Genomic DNA, 18,802 nt, shown 5'->3' with positions numbered 1-18,802 from the left:
CTGTTAAATACAGCTATTTACATGAAACCTGGTACCGTAAGATCAGGTTCAGGGCAAACAAAGATACCTCGCCGCATTGATAAGGGTAAGTTTCATGTGACTGCAAAAAATAATAAACATTCAGATGAAATTATCACAATTCCGTTTTGACCTCCCACTTAATCTTATCGCACAACACCCTGCCAAAAAAAGAGAAGACGCCCGTATGATGGTAGTTCATCGCGCTACAGGCCAAATTGAAAACAAACATTTTCGCGATGTACTTGATTATTTTGACGATAAGGATGTATTTGTTGTAAACAATACCAAGGTGTTTCCCGCCCGTATGTATGGACGTAAAGAAAAAACAGGTGCTAAAATTGAAGTGTTTTTGCTTCGGGAACTGAATCACCAGAATAAATTGTGGGATGTTATTGTTGATCCTGCACGTAAAATAAGAGTTGGAAATAAGCTGTATTTTGGGGAAGCAGAAGACCTTGTTGCCGAAGTAATTGATAATACTACCTCCCGTGGACGTACGATCCGGTTTCTTTTTGACGGGAGTAATGAAGAGTTCAAACAGGTTTTAAATACTTTAGGTGAAACGCCTTTACCGAAATATATTAAACGCAAGCCTGATGAGGAAGACCGGGAACGCTACCAAACTGTGTATGCCAAACATGAAGGAGCAGTTGCCGCGCCAACCGCCGGCTTGCACTTTAGCATTGAGCTTATTAAGCGCCTGGAAATACAAGGCATCCGTTTTGCCGAAATAACACTGCATACGGGGCTGGGAACTTTTCGGCCTATTGAAGTTGAAGACCTCAGCAAACATAAAATGGATGCGGAATATTACAGAATTGAAGAAAAAGCCTGCGGTATTGTAAATAAGGCCAGGCTGGAAGGGAAAAGAATTTGCTCAGTTGGAACTACTACCATGAGAGCGCTGGAATCGTCATTTACTGCTGAAAAATTACTAAAACCTTCTGAAGGATGGACGAATACTTTCATTCATCCGCCATATAATTTTTCTATAGCTGATTCACTCATTACTAATTTTCATCTTCCTAAAACAAGTCTTTTAATTATGGCTTGTGCTTTTGCCGGATATGATCTTGCTATGGAAGCATATAAAAAGGCTATAAAAGATAAATATCGTTTTTTCAGCTATGGAGATGCCATGCTGATCATTTAAATGATTTATACTTTCAGTTTACTGCGTTGGCTCCTGTAAATAAATGTAATCCGTACTTTGTTTGCAGGAGTATTTTTTTTAACGCTGCAACTTTTTAGTGACAACCACCCGTCTGTATTGTTGAAATCTCGTTTTTAATTTTCCTTATATCCGTTGGGCAATACCTTTGCCGGTTTCAGTTTATCCCTACCCTTAGCATAGTATAATAACGTTTCGCCGAACCGCGAAAATCCGTACCCATTTGCATGCAAACCGGTCAAACAATGTTGATTGACTTTTCTGCTGACCCCCCCGGTCCCTTTTAGTTTCAGGCCGGTTTGTGTGCATATTTTATAAAACAGTCTGCCTGTTTGATTTTCTGCAGGAAAGCCAGCTCCGTGACTATTATGGTATAAGCAACATTTCCACTCTCCTGTTTGTTGCTCTTCCTTCCATTGTGTTATTGTTTGCCGCAGGATATGAAATGCCGTTTGCTGAAACGATGATCTGGCCTTCATTTACGCCCAGGTCAAGCATATAGTGCTTTACATTTTCGGCACGTAAAAGGGAAAGTTTTTTATTGTATTCCGCATTACCTGTGTTATCTGTAAAACCTGCTATACTTATCTTTAATGATTCGTCAAAGATCAGCTTGTCTGCAAGCTGAAGAATAATATTAAATTCTTCAGTTTCTACATTCTCATACTGATCAAAATCAAACAGCAGTGTGTTTAGTTCAAGATATTTGCCGGATTGCTTTATTTCATGATGAAGAAGGCTGTTTTTACTATTCATCCGGTTAGAGCGATTCATGCCGGGTTTTATTTTTGCAGGCCTGTTTTTTTCTATACGCTCCGGAGCGGATTTTAAAGTTAATGCGCCGGAGCTGATTTCATTTACCTTAACAGGCGCCTTTATATGGCTGTTTGCGGCTTTTATGTCCGGCAAACTTTCATAAACGGAAAAGGCATTGGTTAATGATGGCATTTCAACGCTGGCATCTGATAAATTGATTACCAGCAGGCGGTCTATCTGGAAGGATAAAAGGATAATACTGGTAATGATTAATAAAGTTTTCATACGTGTTTTTTTTACTGTGAGCTATAGTATTATCCCCGTAAGGGTAAGTAAAAATACTTACATAAATGATGAAAACTGCATGAAACACTATGTAAATTAACTGAAGGAATGATTTATTATCATAGCTCAACAATAATCAAAAAAGAAAGCCATGGATGTGTTGATATATATCAATCAGCCTGTATTTTTTCAACGCTTACAACTGCATCAAGATTGATAGGTCCGTAAACATGCGGGAATGTATCTTCAATAGCATTGGACCAATCGTATATTAGCTGGCTGGTTAATTTGTTTGTTTGAATGGTTAATTTAACAAGATCAGTTTTGTCGCTATAGTACCTTTTCAACACATCAGGTATTTGCCTTTCTTCACTGCAATGAATAAATCCTTCTTCTTTGAGCGCCCGGGATTCATAATATCCTTTTTGTTTTGCATCGTTCCATTCAGAAGCGGTTGTAACATGGTAGATGAGAGGCATGGCAGTTGGTTTAAGTAATTAAGTATGTATTATCCGCGGTATCTTTTGTTCAATTAGCATCAGGTCGGCTAAAACAATAGCTGTAATGGCTTCAAGCACAACAGGCACCCGCAAAGCTATGCAGAGATCATGACGACCTTTTACTGAAAACGCTTCCACAGCACCGGTTTCCCAGTTTAAGGTTTGTTGTACTTTGGGTGTGGAAGAAGTGGGTTTAACAGCAATGCGAAAAACCAATTCATTTCCATTGGTTATGCCTCCTGCTATTCCTCCTGCGTGATTGGTAATTGTTGTGCCACTCGTGTCGGCAATAGCATCATTATGATCGCTTCCAAACATGCTGGCAGCGGCAAAGCCTGTTCCAAATTCAATTCCACGAATAGCGGGTATGGCAAAAACAGCGTGACTCAGTAATGACTCTGCAGAGTCAAAAAAAGGTTCACCCAGGCCTGCCGGCAGGCCATTCACCCTGCACTCTACAATACCTCCAATACTATCTTTAGCGTCAATGGCTTTTTGCAGACCTTTTTCCAGGTCTTTTTCACCGCCAATTTCTAATATAGATGCAATCACAGAGATGCCTGCAGATTTAACTTCAGTTAAAGCTTCATTGTTGCTGGTTGGAGCCAACTGTAATAATTTTTTTGCTATTACACCCGCAGCTACCAGTGCTACTGTAAGACGCCCGCTGAAATGACCGCCACCCCTGTAATCTTCAAATCCTCCATATTTTTGATGCGCTACAAAATCAGCATGCCCTGGTCGTGGTACCGCTCTTTGTTTTTGATAATCTCCTGAACGGGTATTGTTATTTTCAAACAGTATGGTAACAGGCGCACCCGTTGTTGTGTCGTTAAAAATACCACTTTTAAAAATAGGCAGGTCCGATTCCTGCCTCGGAGTTGTTCCTTTTTGCGTGCCTCCTTTCCTTCTTTCAATATCATTCAAAAAATCATCAGCTTTCAGCGGCAGACCAGCCGGGCAATTGTCAATGGTAATACCCACACTTTCGCCATGTGATTCGCCAAAAATATGTACACGAAAAAATCTCCCAAAAGAATTCATATGCGATTTTGCTTAAAGCTAATGATTGGTTATTGAATATGTATTGTTTGCTGCTTTATTTTTATTCCGGCTCCCAGTGTTGTCAGATCATCATAAAAATCAGGGTACGATTTGTTTATTGCTTCTGCTTCTTCGATCATTGTTTCTCCCGCGGCCTGCAGTGCAGCCACAGCACAGGCCATGGCAATGCGATGATCATGGCGGGAATGCACTGTTGCTCCTTTTAATCCTTTTCCACCCTGTATCCGCATAGTATCCTTCTCCAAATCTATAATCAACCCCATTTTACCAAATTCTTCCTGCAGGGTTAATCCCCGGTTACTTTCTTTATGCGCCAGCCTGCTTACCCCTTTTATTGTGGTTAACCCGCTGCAATATGCTGCCAATGCCACCAATGGAGGAAAAAGATCAGGACAGTCTGTTGCATCAAACGTAAATGCTTTTAATTTACCCGTAAATAATTTAATGCTTTTATTGCTGACTTCCATTCCTGCGCCGGCATCCCGCAATGCTGCCAGAATTTTTTTATCGGCCTGTGCAGAATCAGGATCAAGCCCGTATACCTCTATATTTCCTGCAATAGCTCCTGCTACCAGTAAAAATGCTCCGCCACTCCAGTCTCCTTCTACAGTATACCGGGTTTGTGATGCTGTATGCCCGGTAATGGGTGCTTCAAAATAGAATTCTTCGTAATTTTTATTACGTGGTGCATTCAATCCAAAAGCCTGCATCACTTTTAGTGTGAGATCTATATAAGGCTTACTTTTTAAATTGTTCACGGTAATGGTTACACCTTTTGCATCCGCAGCGGCATATGCCATGAGTAAACCTGTTAAAAACTGGGAACTTAACGAACCATCAATTTCAATATCCCCGGGTTGCAGCGGACCGGAAAGCGTAATGGGCAACCTGCCTTTATTTGAACTAACTGTAACGTTTAAACGTGGTAATATTTCATCAAAAAAATCCATGGGGCGCGAAAGCAGGCTACCTTCTCCCTGTATGGTAACCGGTCGTTTGCTTAATGCAATGATGGGTGCAAACATGCGTATGCCCAGCCCGCTTTCACCGCAATTTACTACTGTTGAAGACTGTGCTTTGCCGGGTGAAGATAGATCAATGCCAGTGCTGTCTGTTTCTATTGAACCATCACTGAGCTGGTTAACTTTGGCTCCCATTGCTGCAATTACCTGTAGTGCAGCTTTATCATCGTTAGAATGGCCGGGATTATAAATGAAACTTTTGCCCTTCGATATCAAAGCCGCAGCACAGGCCCGTTGCATGGAACTTTTGGATGCAGGCGCCTGGATGGTATCTGATAACCGCGAAGGTTGAATAGTTGCAATCATAACTTATAATGCTGATATTATTTTTTCCAATTGCTGTAAAGGTATTAACTCAATCACAGCCTTACCTATCTTATCCAATAATACATAGTTCATTTCTTTTCGCTCCCTCTTTTTGTCCATTTTCAGTACTTCTATAGCCTTTTTTTTATTAAAAGAAGCGTAGGTGGGGAGCCCGTACTGTTCTAATAATTGCACTACTTTTTCCGTATCCTTAAATCCTCTTAATTGTGCTGAAATATGACAGGCATAGGTCATGCCAATGGAAATCGCCTGTCCATGCGATAAGTCGTATTGGTTTTCCAAAGCGTGCCCCAGTGTATGGCCGAAGTTCAATAGCTTCCTGCCGGCTTTTTCAAATTCATCTTTTTGCACCACTTTAATTTTGATCACGGCATTGCGCTGAATTAAGGTGCGCATTGCCTGTCTTTTGTTCTGGTATGTTTTTAGCGTATTGGCTTCCAGTTCCCTGAACATAGCAGCATCTTTTATACAGGCATGTTTGATGATCTCGGCAAAGCCATTCTCCCATTCATGTTGCGGCAGGGTTTGCAAAAAAGCAGGATCATGTAATAAAAAAGCGGGCTGACGGATAACCCCTACCATGTTTTTATATACACCTACATCAATGCCGTTTTTTCCGCCAATACTTGCGTCAACCATGCTTAATACCGATGTTGGTACAAAGCCAAACGGGATGCCACGCATATACACCGAAGCTGCATACCCAGTAATGTCTGTAATCACCCCTCCGCCAACGCCAATAAGTGTAGTTTTCCGGTCGGCCTGCAGCGCTATCATTTGTTCAATTACGGTATCAACAGTGGCCTGCACTTTAAATGCTTCACCTGGTTTTAATACAATGGTATTCCAGTTCCTGAATTTTTTGATATGCCCGCTGTAAACATTTTCATCGGTAACAATAATCGCCGATTTGGGATCCACAATTTTTTTTAATTGCGGAAAAGCAGCGTCAAAATAGCAATGTGTAGAAGCGTTGCTGAATGTGTATTTTACGGGATCCATTATAATCATTTCTGATTTAAGAGTTGAAATTAGAGATGGACGGATTATCCGGGTCACGTTATTTGAATGACCATCTTATCAAACGCAGCCAGTTCCTCATCAAGGGTTTTTGCCAGGTGATATTCTTCCTGCTTATTAATATATTCCACAGCCTTATCAATAGTGGAAGGGCTAACAGACCATGCGGAATAAATCTTTTCCCATTCAAAAGTATGGAGGAGGAATTTATTGTCATTCAGCCAGCTCTCGGATTCAGTTTTGAGTTGCTTTATGATTTCGGAAACAGACTGAACAGGCATCAGCTTAAAGAGGCAATGAACATGTTCCCCGGCCCCGTTTACTGCCATCACCTGTATACCCTTTTCTTCTGCATTTTTTTTTATATAAGGGAATAATACTTTTCTTACCACGCTGGTAAGTGAAGGCTGCCTGCCGGCAGTACACCATATGGCATGGATATAAATAAAAGTATTAATGCTGCCCTGCATATTATTGATGCGGAATGGTTCAGGAGTTCATGATCTTATTTTGATGGTTGATAGATTCCATATGTATAGCATCAAAATACTTGGTAATAAATTCATTGCTTAAACCAATCTTATCACCTCTTTTAAATGCTCTTTCCAGAATTTCATTCCACCTGGACGTTTGCAAGATCGTAATATTATTGTCTTTTTTGTATTGCCCTATTTTTTCAGCCAGGCTCATGCGCTGGCTTAATATCTGCATCATTTCATCATCGAGGTGATTGATCTGCTGGCGGAGTTTTTCCAATGCCGCATGAACCTCCTCCGAATTTACATCTTCCTTTCTCCAGGTAATAGCGTCCAGCATTTCGGCCAGCTTTTCGGGCGTAACCTGCTGTTTGGCATCGCTCCATGCATTATCCGGATCAATATGGCTTTCTATCATCAATCCGTCAAAATCAAGGTCAATAGCTTTTTGCGCTACTTCAAGCAGGATATCCCTCCGGCCGCAAATGTGGGAAGGATCATTTATTATTTTCAATTCAGGATTACGCCTTTTCATTTCGATGGCCAGGTGCCACATGGGGGCATTGCGGTATTCTGTGTTGCCATATGCGCTAAAGCCTCGATGAATCAATCCTATGGTTTTTATACCGGCTTTGGCTATGCGTTCTACTGCACCTGTCCATAATTCAAGATCAGGATTGATGGGATTTTTGATGAATACAGGAACATCTGCACCACGCAACGCATCCGCTACTTCCTGAACGCTGAAAGGATTAACTGTTGTGCGTGCCCCTATCCAAAGCATATCTATTTCAAAATGCAATGCATCCTGCGCCTGCTTACCTGTAGCTACTTCTACTGTTGTGGGCAAGCCTGTTATTTTTTTTGCCTGCTGTAACCAGGGTAAACCCTTTGTGCCAATTCCTTCAAAACTTCCGGGGCGGGTGCGGGGTTTCCATATACCTGCCCGGAGCATATCTACTTTTCCTGTATTGGCCAGCCGCTGTGCCGTTTCCAGCACCTGCTCCTCGGTTTCTGCGCTGCATGGGCCGGAAATGATCAGTGGTTTTTTATTCAGTTTTTCCAGCACTGCAGCTTTTGTATTGGTTTCAACCGCTTGCATATAATAATGTTTTATTTGTTACAAATTGGATTACTAATTATTTCTCACACTATCTTCTCTGATCGGCATCGTTCATTCTTATGCTTCTTCCTTTATATTTTTTTCCGTCAATAGAACGTATCATCTGGGGAGCAGATTTTTTATCCACCTCTATCCAGCTATTCATTTCCTTCATATCAATTCTGCCCAACGAATCTTTTTTTAAATCACTCATGTCTAAAATAAATTGCAGGAAACTTGCTTTATAAAACCCATCTTTAGTCCCGAGATTAACAAACAATTTGGTGTAGTCTCCGCCATTGCCGCCAAATTCACGTCCCCGTGTATCGCGCCTGCGGGTGATGTCCCTTCTTTCTGTAAATGCTTTCGGATCTCTTTCGCGGTATTCGCGGGTTCTTTCTCTTACGTTCAGGTCTTCTGCATTTTCATAATATTTTAAGAACCTTTTAAATTCATGTGCAGCTAATCTCTTCAATACTTCTTCCTTGCTCACGTCCGCAAATTTTTCTTCCAGCATGGGTATGTATGGTTCATAGCTGTCATCCTCTATATCTAATTGAAGCAGGTTATCCATAAAATGGTAAAACTGTTTACGGCATACATCCTTGCCTGCAGGTATTTCCAGCTTATGAAAAGGTACCTGCACCATTCTTTCAATTTGCCTGATCTTGCCAATTTCCCGGCTGTGTATAACAGACATACAAATGCCGGTGTTTCCCGCACGCCCTGTACGGCCGCTGCGGTGGGTGTATACTTCCACATCATCGGGTAATTCATAATTGATAACATGGGTTATACCCTGCACATCAATGCCCCTGGCCGCTACGTCTGTTGCTATTAAAAGCTGAAGTGTTTTCTCTCTGAACTCACCCATCACTTTGTCTCTTTGCTGCTGTGTAAGATCGCCATGCAAAGCGTCAATATCGTAACCTTCCCGTGTAAGCTTTTCGGCTATTGCCTGGGCATCTGCCTTGGTTCGGGTAAAGATGATGCCATAAATACCGGGGTTAAAATCAATTAGCCGTTTCAACGCATCGTAGCGGTGCTGTGCGCTGGCAACATAGTATTGGTGATCAACATTTTTATTGGCAGTGTTCATTTTGCCTACCGTTATTTCTACGGGCTGCTTCATGTATTTTTTACTTACACGCCGTATTTCGGGGGGCATGGTGGCGCTAAATAACCATGTGCTCTCCCGATTTGGGGTGTTCTGTAAAATAAATTCAATGTCATCCTGGAAACCCATGTTCAGCATTTCATCTGCTTCATCCAGCACTACATATTTAATCTGCTCCAGGTTTATTGCTTTACGTTCAATTAAATCAATCAATCTTCCCGGTGTAGCTACAACAATCTGTATTCCTCTTTTCAGGTCCCTGATCTGTGCACCAATAGATGTTCCTCCATATACCGCCACCACATGCATGCCGGTTATAAATTTTTTAAAGAGCTCTATTTCATTCACAATCTGCATACACAATTCCCTGGTAGGACAAACCACCAATGCCTGCGGATACTTATCTTTTGCATCTATTAATTGCAGCAATGGTAAGCCAAAAGCCGCTGTTTTTCCTGTACCCGTTTGTGCCAACCCCACCAGATCTGTGGTGCCGCTCAGCAAAACAGGAATCGCTTTTTCCTGTATAGGGGTTGGCTGTTTAAATCCCAAAGCATCGGTAGCCTGTACCAATCTCCCGTCTAAACCCAACTCTTCAAATGTCATCATATATTAAAAAAATTTTCGCAAAGATAAACACGATTTCGCTGATTCTGCTTATTATTTGCCATTTTGTATGCTGTATTTCTCTTAATGTTACTTGATTATACGATTTATTTTATTGGCATTCTCCATCAGCTCCTGTAAATAGACATAGTTTTCTTTTTCGATACAACTTTTAAATTTTCTTAATTGCGTAATATGCTCATTGAGTACGTCTAATACATGTTCCCGATTTTGTCTGAAAATGGGAAGCCACATAGCGGGATTGCTTTTCGCAAGCCGGACCGTGCTTTCAAAACCGCCACCTGCGAGTTCAAAAATGGCATTTTCTTCTTTTTCCTTTTCCAGCACTGTATTTGCCAGCGCAAAAGAGGTAATATGAGAAATATGACTTACGTAAGCAGCATGCATATCGTGAGCGTCTGCATCCATATAAGTAACATGCATTCCCAGGAGTTTATATACTTCTTCAATGGTAGCTACGGCATCTTTATCGCTTTTTTCTTTCTCACAAATTACACAGGTACGTCCTGCAAATGCATCACGAACGGCTGCTTCCGGCCCGCTGTATTCTGTTCCCCACATAGGGTGCGTGGCAACAAAACGGCTTCGCATAGGATGATTGGCCAAAGCTTCGCAGAGTGCCTGCTTGGTAGAACCTGCGTCTGCCACAATTTGTTTTTCGGTTATCAGATCCATTATCTTCTCCATCACCGTAATAGTGGCATCTACAGGTATGGCAACATAAATAAGATCACTTTTTCTAACGGCTTCTTCCAACGGCAGCGCCTCGTCAATAATGCCTAATTCCAGCGCTTTTTTTATGCTGTTCTCTGTACGGCTTACGCCAATTACATGTTTTACTAATCCTTTCTCTTTTAAAATAATACTAAATGAACCGCTGATCAGGCCTACGCCTACAATGGTAATGGTATCGAACATTGTTTATTTTTTTCCTTTCAATGATGTTTTGATTCTATTTATGCTCTCATCTATTTTTTGCTCTGTGCAACATAAGCTTACCCGTACATAATCCTTGCCTGCACTTCCAAAAATGCCACCGGGCGTTATAAATACATTTGAAGTATACAATACCTCATCACTTAAAGCATAGCCATCTTTGTAGCTTCCGGGAATTTTAGCCCATACAAACATGCCTGCCTGCCCTGGCGAAAATGAGCAATTAAGCAACTGTAGTAAGGCAAATACTTTTTCTCTCCGGTTTTTATACATTGTGTTGATACTGTCATACCATTCCCCGCCAAGCATTAAGGCAGTTGCAGCCGCCAGTTGTACCGGTAAGAACATACCGCTGTCCATGTTGCTTTTAAAGCGCAATACTTCATCAATTCTTTCCCTGGCACCGCATAACATTCCCACACGCCAGCCGGCCATATTCTGCGATTTGCTCAATGAATTTAGTTCAACAGCTACTTCTTTGGCGCCTTCCACGCTTAAGAGGCTTGCGGGCCGGTTGTTCAAAATAAAACTATACGGATTATCGTGCACAATTAACAACTGATTTGCTTTTGCAAACGCAACCAGGGCTTCAAAAAATGATTGGGTTGGCAACTGCCCCGTAGGCATGTGGGGATAATTTACAAAGAGCAAACGGGTTGACTGATTCGTCTTTGAGCTGCTGATCAATTTTTCAAGCTTTTCAAAATCGGGTAACCAGTTGTTGTTTTCTTCCAGTGTATATTCTACAATATTTCCCCCGGCCAATTTTGCAGCGCTTCGGTAGGTTGGGTATCCGGGATTGGGCACATATACATCATCCCCCTCATTTATATAGGTCATGCATATATGCATAATGCCTTCCTTGCTACCTATCAATGGTAATATTTCTGTATCGGGGTTAAGCGTTACAGCGTACCATGTTTTATACCAGGCTGCAATAGCCTTGCGCAAAACGGGCGACCCTTTATAATTCTGATAAGCGTGCACGTTGGGTTTGGCACTTTCATCCTGCAGGGTTTTTATTACATCCGGATGCGGAGGCATATCCGGGCTGCCAATGCCGAGGTTAATGACTTGCCTGCCCTGCCGGTTCAATTCATCTATTTCCCTCAGCTTTTGGGAGAAATAGTATTCACCAATACCTTCTAATCGTTTTGCTGTCATAATAGTGGTAAGTAGTAAGTGGTAAGTAGTGGGTGGTGTTATGAATAATGTTTTCCTTTGCGATATACTCCATAAATTTTTAAATCTTCAGTGAGGGCTTTCATTTCTTTTATTACCTGGTAAAACCGGCCCAGCGAATCAAACTCCATATCGGCATGAAAAGAATATCTGAAGTCGGATCCCGGGATAGGAGAGCTTTGCAATTTACTGAGGTTGATCCCTCCTTCAGCAATTTTTGTAAGCACTTTGGCCAGGCTGCCCATAGAGTGATCGGTATGGAAATTCACAGAAGCTTTATTGGCATTTTCAATTACCTGTGCCAGGTCTTCATGCTGTAATATTAAAAAGCGGGTATAATTATTCGTTAGTGTATGAATGTCGGGCGCAAGCACATCCAGATTATATAACCTGGCTGCCAGTGTGCTTGCGATAGCGGCAATGTGTTTGCTTTTATGCTGGTGAATATGTTTTGCGCTTAATGCTGTATCCTCGGTTTCAACAAGCTTCCAGTTGTACTTTTCAAGGTATTCCAGGCATTGCTGAATAGCCATTGGATGTGAATGAACTTCTTTAATGTCTTCTAATTGTATGCCCGGATTAACCAATAAATTTTGTTTGATTTGCAGGTATATTTCACCAATAACTTTAAGCTTGCTTTTTTGTAGCAGGTTATAGTTGGGTAAAATGCTTCCGGCTATAGAATTTTCAATTGCCATTACACCACCATCGCTTTCTTTTTTGTTAGTGACTTGTTTAACCACTTCTCCAAAAGTAGCACAACAAATTACAGATGTTTTTTTGCCAAAGAAATGCTGTGCCGCCACCTGGTGAAAGCTGCCTTCGTAGCCTTGTATAGATGCCAGCACAGGTTTGTTTTCTCCCGGTATATCCTCCTGGTCAACCATTGCAAAATTATCTTCGGAAGTTGCTGTTTCAGGTGGTGTGGTATTATTATAATTACTCATATATTTGGGTATATCTTGTCAAAAAGTCATAAAAAAATCCCGGTTTTTAGCCGGGACTGTGTATGCTGAATTTTTTGTTTTTACTTATTTTTCAACAAAAGCAATCCCGGTCTGCCTGTAAAGTAGAAATAAAAATAAAAGAAACCGTATGCTTTTGTTGTATTCATTGCAAAGCAAATGTAAGACTAAAAATAAACAAACAAATATTTAGAGCGCAATTTTTAAAAAAAATGCCACTCCTGAACAGGAGTGGCCTCAACGATTGCTTGCCATATAAAAAAAACTTGGGATCGCTTATTGCTTGGTTGCGTCTTTTACAGAATCAACAGCAGCATCTGCAGCGTTCTTTGCACTGTCTACAGTAGCATCTGCAGCATTTTGTGCGCTGTCAACAGTAGCTTCGGCGGCAGTTTTTACGCTGTCAACAGTAGCTTCAGCAGAATCAGATGCATTGTTGCAGGCAGCAAAAGCGCCTATAGCCAAAATAACGAGTAACTTTTTCATTCTTAATGTTTTTGAATAGTTTGATAATGAAATCTACCTTTAATACAAAAGTGAAAAAAAGGTAACCCGATTTTTTTTAAATTATTTTTTGCCCAATTTTGGGTTACCAATTATGGCATTATAGTATTAATATAAGCTTAGTGAATAGTAACCTTAAGGAACAAGAATTAATCAAAGGCCTGTCGGTCAACGATAAAAACGCCATTGAAGCAATATACAAGGATAACTATGGAATTATTCAAAGCCTGATTCTGAACAATAACGGAACGGAGGATGATGCAAAAGATATTTTTCAGGAGGCTTTGATTGTATTATATGAAAAGGCTAAATCGGGGGTATTTGAGTTGAATTGCCAGGTTAAAACCTATTTGTACTCTGTTAGTAAACGATTGTGGCTCAAACGATTACAAAAAAATAGCCGGTATGAGCTGCAAAGCAATGGACTTGAAGAAACGGTGTATGTGGAGGAAGATCTTGGGGCGCATGAAAAGAGAAACAATGAGCTTGGGATGATGGAACATGCTATGGCAAATGTCGGAGAACCCTGTAAAAGCCTGCTTGAGGCCTATTATATACATAAACAAAATATGCAGGAAATAGCGGAGGCTTTCGGCTATACCAACTCGGATAATGCAAAGAATCAGAAGTACAAATGCCTGATAAGATTGCGAAAGCTATTTTTTGCACAATATAAAAATGGTAACAAATGAATGACATTCGTTTACTTGAAATGGTGGAACGTTACCTCCAGGGGGAGTTGTCGGAGGAAGAAAAAATATTGTTCCAGGAATTACGCAGAACCCATCCCGATGTTGACCAGTTGGTTGTAGAGCATCACTTTTTTATTAATCAAATGGAGCGGTTTGAGCAGGATAAGCAATACCGCTCTTCCTTAGAAGATGCGCACAATAAATTAGTAGCAGAAGGAAAAATAAAGAAATTTGGTGGAAATAAACTTATCTACCTCTGGAACCGTTCCAGAAAAACAATAGCCGTTGCAGCTTCAATAGCAGGGATCACCGCATTAATTATAAGCGGCATGATTACCTCGTTAACACCAAAAACCGATAAAGCACAAATAGAAAACCTGGGACGAAAGATTGATATTCTGGAAAAGAATCAAAATCATACCCGCCGCGAATTAACCGATGTAAAGAATAAAATCGAGATTCCCGGTATTCCGGCAAAGTTTGGCGGAACGGGTTTTTTAATTGATGCTAAAGGGTATCTGGTAACCAACGCCCATGTGGTAAGCAAAGCCGAAAAAGTTACTGTACAAAGTAAATCGGGGGTTGAATTAAGCGCTGTAACCATATTTTCGGATGATAGCTTAGATATTGCAATTCTTAAGATCGGCGACAGCCTTTATAAGCCTTTGAACGCCCTGCCTTATACCATCAACAAAAAATCGGTTGTTGACCTTGCTGAGCCCATATTTACTTTAGGTTATCCCAGGGAAGAAATTGTATATGGCGAAGGTTACCTTAGCGCAAAAACAGGGTTTAATGGCGATTCGCTCACCTGCCAGATATCTATTTCTGCTAATCCCGGAAATAGCGGTGGCCCGGTTATTAATAAAGATGGAGAAATAATTGGTATATTAAGCACCCGTCAAACAAGTGCGGAAGGCGTTGTTTTTGCTATTAAATCAAAAAACATTTATAAGGCGCTTGATGAATTGAAAAAAGATAGCGCAAACCTCCACATAAAATTACCTTCCACTTCCACCATAAAAAATATAGGCAGAACCCAACAGGTGAAGAAGATTGAAGAATGTGTATTTATGGTTAAAGGATATTAAAGTTAGGGTGAAAAGTGAGAGGATAAAAGTAAAAGAGGGAACGGGCAATGCCCGCCCGGTTTAACGCAATCGTGAATTCAGCACAGCCCTCGTGAGAGGATAGATGATAAACGACGTGAAATTTATTCATCTCTAACCTTTCTCGTTTCACTTTTCACGTTTCACATAGCACTGGTTTCTTAAAGCCTGATAACCGATAGCTGCTCTCCTGAATCACTGGATCTCCAATGGTTTTTTAAAAGATTGTGCAAAATCGTGCATCATCTCCCATGATTCGCTGCATGGACTTCCGGGAATTCCGGCATTTGTAATGGGAGAATGGTTTTCATCTTTTCCCGGTACAATATATTCGCCTGATAACAACAGGTTGCCATCCTGAATTTTTGCTTTTAAAAGCGTAGCTACACTCGCTTTTTTTGTTTCTTTTAAATGCGTTATAATTACACTCATGGAGGCTTCACTTTTTTCGATAGAATATCCGGCATCCAGAAACCCGCTGACCAGTTGTTGCAAACTGATACCTGCCACTTTAATTACCTGTTTGGCATTTGACTGACAAAAGCCCGTTGCAGGACCCGCCATCATAAGCAGAATAATAAATATTTTCATCATGGCAAACTCTTTTTATAAAACAATATACATATAATATCGTACCATTTGTTTTTTCAGCCCTTAGTTGTGAATAAATAGTTACCGGCCGCCTTATTCTGCTTTTATTGAGGAATCCTTTACCTGATTTGTGGAAAAGCCACCGATTGCATTTTCCAATATGTTCAGTTCCACATGCCTGTAAACTTTTCAAAACATTTATAAGCTATTCGAAACTTTTCAGCGCTTCGATTATCAAAGTGATACTTAATGGTTTTTGATTCATCACTGAGCGTAAAGGACTTTATTTTGAAAAAGCCCAAAAACATAATTTCCGATTGATCGGTACCGAAGTCCTCTAAACGTGCTTCTGTGTTTGATATAAATGCAGCCTGCATATTTCTGCAGTTAGAAGGCAATGCGTTTACCAGGGTGGGAGAATGATTCTCATTCATCAATATAATTATACTTTGGCCCTGTTTACTGCAGGCTATATCTTTTGCTAAAAAAGTAATTTGAATATGATCTTTTGCTGAAGTAGTGTTTAATTGAACGATTAGCCTTTCTCCTTTATCACCAATGGCAAAAAAAACCGGAGATCTGTAAGAAACCCCGCCATTTATTGTATTGGTAAATTGCTTAATGTAAATTTTACTGCTGTCTTCTATATTCTCCTCTTTTCCAGGAACTTCCTGCGCAATTATTTCGGTGATGGTTATACTTGTTAATAAATAGATCAGAAAAGGTATTTTCATCATTGATCAAGGTTCAGAGGTTATTCTTTTGTAACTGATATAACAATTTATACTATTTTTTTAAAAAGAATTAATTTTAAATCAATGTAATCGTAAATAAATTAAATAATAATATGTTCATTGGCAAGTAAAAAACTTTCATCTGCATCCGCACCTATACCATCTGCATCCGGCAATTCTACATAAAAATTATTGTAGATCACCCCGCCTGTTACCGGATCAAGCTTATGTCCAAGCATGCAGGTATCCATATCATAAAATTTTATATTGGCGGTAGCTGAGGCGAAATGCGCAAAAGCGGTAAGTGCAATGCGGCTTTCGAGCATGCCGCCCATCATACACGGAATATGATGATGCTGGCAAACTTCATTTATTTTTTGGGCTTCCAGTATACCCCCGCTTTTCGCAAATTTTATATTTACATAACTGCATCCGTTGCTTTTTATAATCCGTTCCGCATCGTGATGATCAAAGACACTTTCGTCTGCCATAATGGGAACAGGAGAAATGCGTTTTAATTCAGGAAGAAAATGATCGTCATGCCTGCGCATGGGCTGTTCGCAAAACTCAATATTATACCGGCTTAATGCGGTTAAAGCCAGTTGCGCCTGGTTTTTGTTCCATCCCTGGTTGGCGTCTATACGCAATAGTAAAGCATCGCCTATGGCTTCACGTACCTGCATTATGCGTTCTACATCTTCTTCCGGCTCCCTGCCTAATTTTACTTTAATTATTCTTACTCCCCTGTTTTTGAACTCAACCGCCTTTTCCGTCATCGCCTCAGGGGTATCAATACCAATCGTAAGATCTGTTTCCATGCTTTTTTTCTTTCCTCCCAGAAAGTCATACAGGGGCTTGCCTGCAGCTTTTGCGCTTATATCGTACAGCGCCATATCAAAAGCACTTTTAGCCGTACTATTATATGCAGTATAAGCATGCAACTCGTTCATGCGTTCCTCTATGTTCAACGGATCTTTATTTTTCCATAACAAAGCGAAATCCTTAGCCATTTCAAAACAGGTTGCCTGCGTTTCGCCAACAATCATTGGAAAGGCTGAGCATTCCCCTACGCCATAGATTCCCTCGTTGGTATATACTCTTATGAAGATATTCTGGGCAAAATGCATCGTGCCCGTGGCGATGGTAAAAGGATGCATGGGAATGCTGAATTTGTAAATTACGGTGTGGGTAATTTTCATAAAATGTACTGCAAAACTGCAAGATAAAGAAACTAATGAAGGAAAGGAGAGCAGAAAGCCGTAAGAAATAAGTGACAGGCAGGCAGTGAAAAATGCCGCTACATAATTTTCCTTACTTACATTTGGAACAAATAATGCAGGTATGGACACCATCGTCCCCATTTCATTTGACAATACTGAAAATGCATTTGCTTACAAAACAGATAAGGAATTAAAAAAAGCGAAATTCCTTTTTTCGTCAATGGGATATCCGTTGCTGGTAAAATGGGGTACCCGGTTAACGCCCTGGGTTTTAAAGGCCGGGCTACCGCTGAAAGGGCTGATCAGGCATACCATTTTTGAGCAGTTTGTAGGAGGTGAAACATTAGAAGAAACGGCGCAGGTAGCTCAGCAGCTCGGCGATTACAATGTGCGTGTTATTCTCGATTATGGCGTGGAGGGAGGAGAAAATGATGAGGCGGCTTTTAATCATTCAATGGCTGAATTTATAAGAGTAATTGATTATGCCTCCACCCAGCCCAATATTCCTTTCATCAGTATTAAGGTAACGGGTTTTGCCAGGTATGGTTTATTGGAAAAATTAGACTCTTCCGTTTCGGACCACAAGGGCTCCCTTATGAAAAGATATAGCAAAGCAGTTGCATCGCTGAGTGATGAAGAGCGGGCCGAATGGCAAAATGTGCAAAGAAGAATGGAGACGATTTGCAGGGCGGCAGCCGAAAAAGGAGTTGGCGTACTGGTTGACGCCGAAGAAACCTGGATACAGGATCCGGTTGATGTGATCGCCATTTTAATGATGGAGAAACTTAATGTAACGAAGGTGGTGGTATATAATACAGTTCAATTGTATCGTCACGACAGGCTATCTTTTCTGAAAGATTCACTTGAAGCGGCCGAGCTGCGTGGTTTTATCCTGGGTGTTAAGCTGGTTCGCGGAGCCTACATGGAAAAAGAAAGGGAAAGGGCAGAGGCTATGGGGTATGCATCACCCATACAACCCGATAAGGCGGCTACCGACCGCGATTACAATAATGCTGTTTCATTTTGTATTGATCATATAGATAAGATTGCTGTTATTGTGGCTACGCATAATGAGTACAGTAATTTGCATGCTGCACAATTACTTCAACAAAAAAAGCTTTCATTGCATCATCCGCATATTCATTTTTCACAACTATACGGCATGAGTGATAATATAACTTTCAACCTTGCCAAAGCCGGTTGTTCGGTAAGCAAATACCTTCCGTTTGGGCCCATTAAAGATGTTGTGCCTTACCTTATGCGCCGGGCGCAGGAAAACAGTTCCATGGCCGGGCAAACAGGCAGGGAACTGGGGTTGATCAAAAAAGAGATGAAGCGCCGGAAATTGTAATTTTTTACAATTCATTTCATGTTTTGGCA

19 protein-coding genes are annotated in these 18,802 nt (G+C 40.8%); 4 read left to right on the top strand and 15 right to left on the bottom strand.

Annotated elements, in window-relative coordinates; genetic code table 11:
* The first annotated feature begins 124 nt into the window (after positions 1–124).
* Positions 125–1,174, top strand: coding sequence for a tRNA preQ1(34) S-adenosylmethionine ribosyltransferase-isomerase QueA (gene queA / locus FRX45_RS10825; RefSeq protein ID WP_152268442.1), 1,050 nt, complete (start codon positions 125–127; stop codon positions 1,172–1,174).
* Positions 1,175–1,558: 384 nt separating this feature from the next.
* On the opposite strand, the gene FRX45_RS10820 is transcribed toward queA, so the two are convergent.
* The 12 genes from FRX45_RS10820 to FRX45_RS10765 form a co-directional block, all read right to left on the bottom strand.
* Positions 1,559–2,233 (bottom strand): OmpA family protein, encoded by a 675-nt coding sequence (locus tag FRX45_RS10820; protein ID WP_152268441.1) that lies wholly within the window; start codon positions 2,231–2,233, stop codon positions 1,559–1,561.
* A gap of 170 nt (positions 2,234–2,403) precedes the next feature.
* The gene (locus tag FRX45_RS10815; protein WP_152268440.1) at positions 2,404–2,712 is read right to left on the bottom strand and encodes a DUF952 domain-containing protein; all 309 of its coding nucleotides are present in this window, start codon (positions 2,710–2,712) and stop codon (positions 2,404–2,406) included.
* Positions 2,713–2,730: 18 nt separating this feature from the next.
* Positions 2,731–3,777 carry a chorismate synthase gene (gene aroC, locus FRX45_RS10810; protein ID WP_152268439.1) on the bottom strand — a complete coding sequence of 349 codons (1,047 nt, stop codon included), beginning with the start codon at positions 3,775–3,777 and terminating at the stop codon, positions 2,731–2,733.
* 29 nt (positions 3,778–3,806) lie between these two features.
* Entirely contained in the window at positions 3,807–5,126 is a 1,320-nt protein-coding gene (aroA, locus tag FRX45_RS10805; RefSeq protein ID WP_152268438.1) for a 3-phosphoshikimate 1-carboxyvinyltransferase, read from the bottom strand.
* A 3-nt stretch (positions 5,127–5,129) separates the two neighbouring features.
* The gene (gene aroB / locus FRX45_RS10800; RefSeq protein WP_152268437.1) at positions 5,130–6,149 is read right to left on the bottom strand and encodes a 3-dehydroquinate synthase; all 1,020 of its coding nucleotides are present in this window, start codon (positions 6,147–6,149) and stop codon (positions 5,130–5,132) included.
* A gap of 53 nt (positions 6,150–6,202) precedes the next feature.
* Positions 6,203–6,637, bottom strand: coding sequence for an IS200/IS605 family transposase (gene tnpA, locus FRX45_RS10795; RefSeq protein ID WP_152268436.1), 435 nt, complete (start codon positions 6,635–6,637; stop codon positions 6,203–6,205).
* 19 nt (positions 6,638–6,656) lie between these two features.
* Positions 6,657–7,745 (bottom strand): chorismate mutase, encoded by a 1,089-nt coding sequence (locus FRX45_RS10790; protein WP_152268435.1) that lies wholly within the window; start codon positions 7,743–7,745, stop codon positions 6,657–6,659.
* 49 nt (positions 7,746–7,794) lie between these two features.
* Positions 7,795–9,471 carry a DEAD/DEAH box helicase gene (locus FRX45_RS10785; protein WP_152268434.1) on the bottom strand — a complete coding sequence of 559 codons (1,677 nt, stop codon included), beginning with the start codon at positions 9,469–9,471 and terminating at the stop codon, positions 7,795–7,797.
* A gap of 87 nt (positions 9,472–9,558) precedes the next feature.
* Entirely contained in the window at positions 9,559–10,407 is an 849-nt protein-coding gene (locus tag FRX45_RS10780) for a prephenate dehydrogenase (protein ID WP_152268433.1), read from the bottom strand.
* 3 nt (positions 10,408–10,410) lie between these two features.
* Complete coding sequence (locus FRX45_RS10775; RefSeq protein ID WP_152268432.1) at positions 10,411–11,589, bottom strand: pyridoxal phosphate-dependent aminotransferase; 1,179 nt, start codon at positions 11,587–11,589, stop codon at positions 10,411–10,413.
* A 38-nt stretch (positions 11,590–11,627) separates the two neighbouring features.
* Positions 11,628–12,554, bottom strand: coding sequence for a prephenate dehydratase (locus FRX45_RS10770; protein ID WP_226805239.1), 927 nt, complete (start codon positions 12,552–12,554; stop codon positions 11,628–11,630).
* 294 nt (positions 12,555–12,848) lie between these two features.
* Positions 12,849–13,058: a hypothetical protein gene (locus FRX45_RS10765; protein ID WP_152268431.1), complete on the bottom strand. Its 210-nt coding sequence runs from the start codon at positions 13,056–13,058 to the stop codon at positions 12,849–12,851.
* 140 nt (positions 13,059–13,198) lie between these two features.
* On the opposite strand from FRX45_RS10765, the gene FRX45_RS10760 reads away from it, so the two are divergent.
* Both FRX45_RS10760 and FRX45_RS10755 read left to right on the top strand, forming a co-directional pair.
* A complete protein-coding gene (locus FRX45_RS10760) occupies positions 13,199–13,768 on the top strand; it encodes an RNA polymerase sigma factor (RefSeq protein WP_152268430.1) in 570 nt (189 codons plus the stop codon).
* Positions 13,765–14,859, top strand: coding sequence for a trypsin-like peptidase domain-containing protein (locus tag FRX45_RS10755; protein ID WP_152268429.1), 1,095 nt, complete (start codon positions 13,765–13,767; stop codon positions 14,857–14,859). The genes FRX45_RS10760 and FRX45_RS10755 overlap by 4 nt, the downstream gene beginning before the upstream one ends.
* Before the next feature lie 213 nt (positions 14,860–15,072).
* On the opposite strand, the gene FRX45_RS10750 is transcribed toward FRX45_RS10755, so the two are convergent.
* The 3 genes from FRX45_RS10750 to FRX45_RS10740 form a co-directional block, all read right to left on the bottom strand.
* The gene (locus tag FRX45_RS10750) at positions 15,073–15,471 is read right to left on the bottom strand and encodes a hypothetical protein (RefSeq protein WP_152268428.1); all 399 of its coding nucleotides are present in this window, start codon (positions 15,469–15,471) and stop codon (positions 15,073–15,075) included.
* 161 nt (positions 15,472–15,632) lie between these two features.
* Positions 15,633–16,205 carry a hypothetical protein gene (locus tag FRX45_RS10745; RefSeq protein ID WP_152268427.1) on the bottom strand — a complete coding sequence of 191 codons (573 nt, stop codon included), beginning with the start codon at positions 16,203–16,205 and terminating at the stop codon, positions 15,633–15,635.
* A gap of 98 nt (positions 16,206–16,303) precedes the next feature.
* Positions 16,304–17,401 (bottom strand): mandelate racemase/muconate lactonizing enzyme family protein, encoded by a 1,098-nt coding sequence (locus tag FRX45_RS10740; protein WP_152268426.1) that lies wholly within the window; start codon positions 17,399–17,401, stop codon positions 16,304–16,306.
* 142 nt (positions 17,402–17,543) lie between these two features.
* Here FRX45_RS10740 and FRX45_RS10735 point away from each other — a divergent pair, with 142 nt between their 5' ends.
* Positions 17,544–18,773: a proline dehydrogenase family protein gene (locus FRX45_RS10735; RefSeq protein WP_152268425.1), complete on the top strand. Its 1,230-nt coding sequence runs from the start codon at positions 17,544–17,546 to the stop codon at positions 18,771–18,773.
* The last annotated feature ends 29 nt before the right edge of the window (positions 18,774–18,802 follow it).

The sequence above is a fragment of the Agriterribacter humi genome, assembly GCF_009192765.1.
In the GTDB taxonomy this organism is placed as follows: Bacteria; Bacteroidota; Bacteroidia; order Chitinophagales; family Chitinophagaceae; genus Agriterribacter; species Agriterribacter humi.
This window is presented reverse-complemented; position numbering and strand designations above follow the sequence as displayed.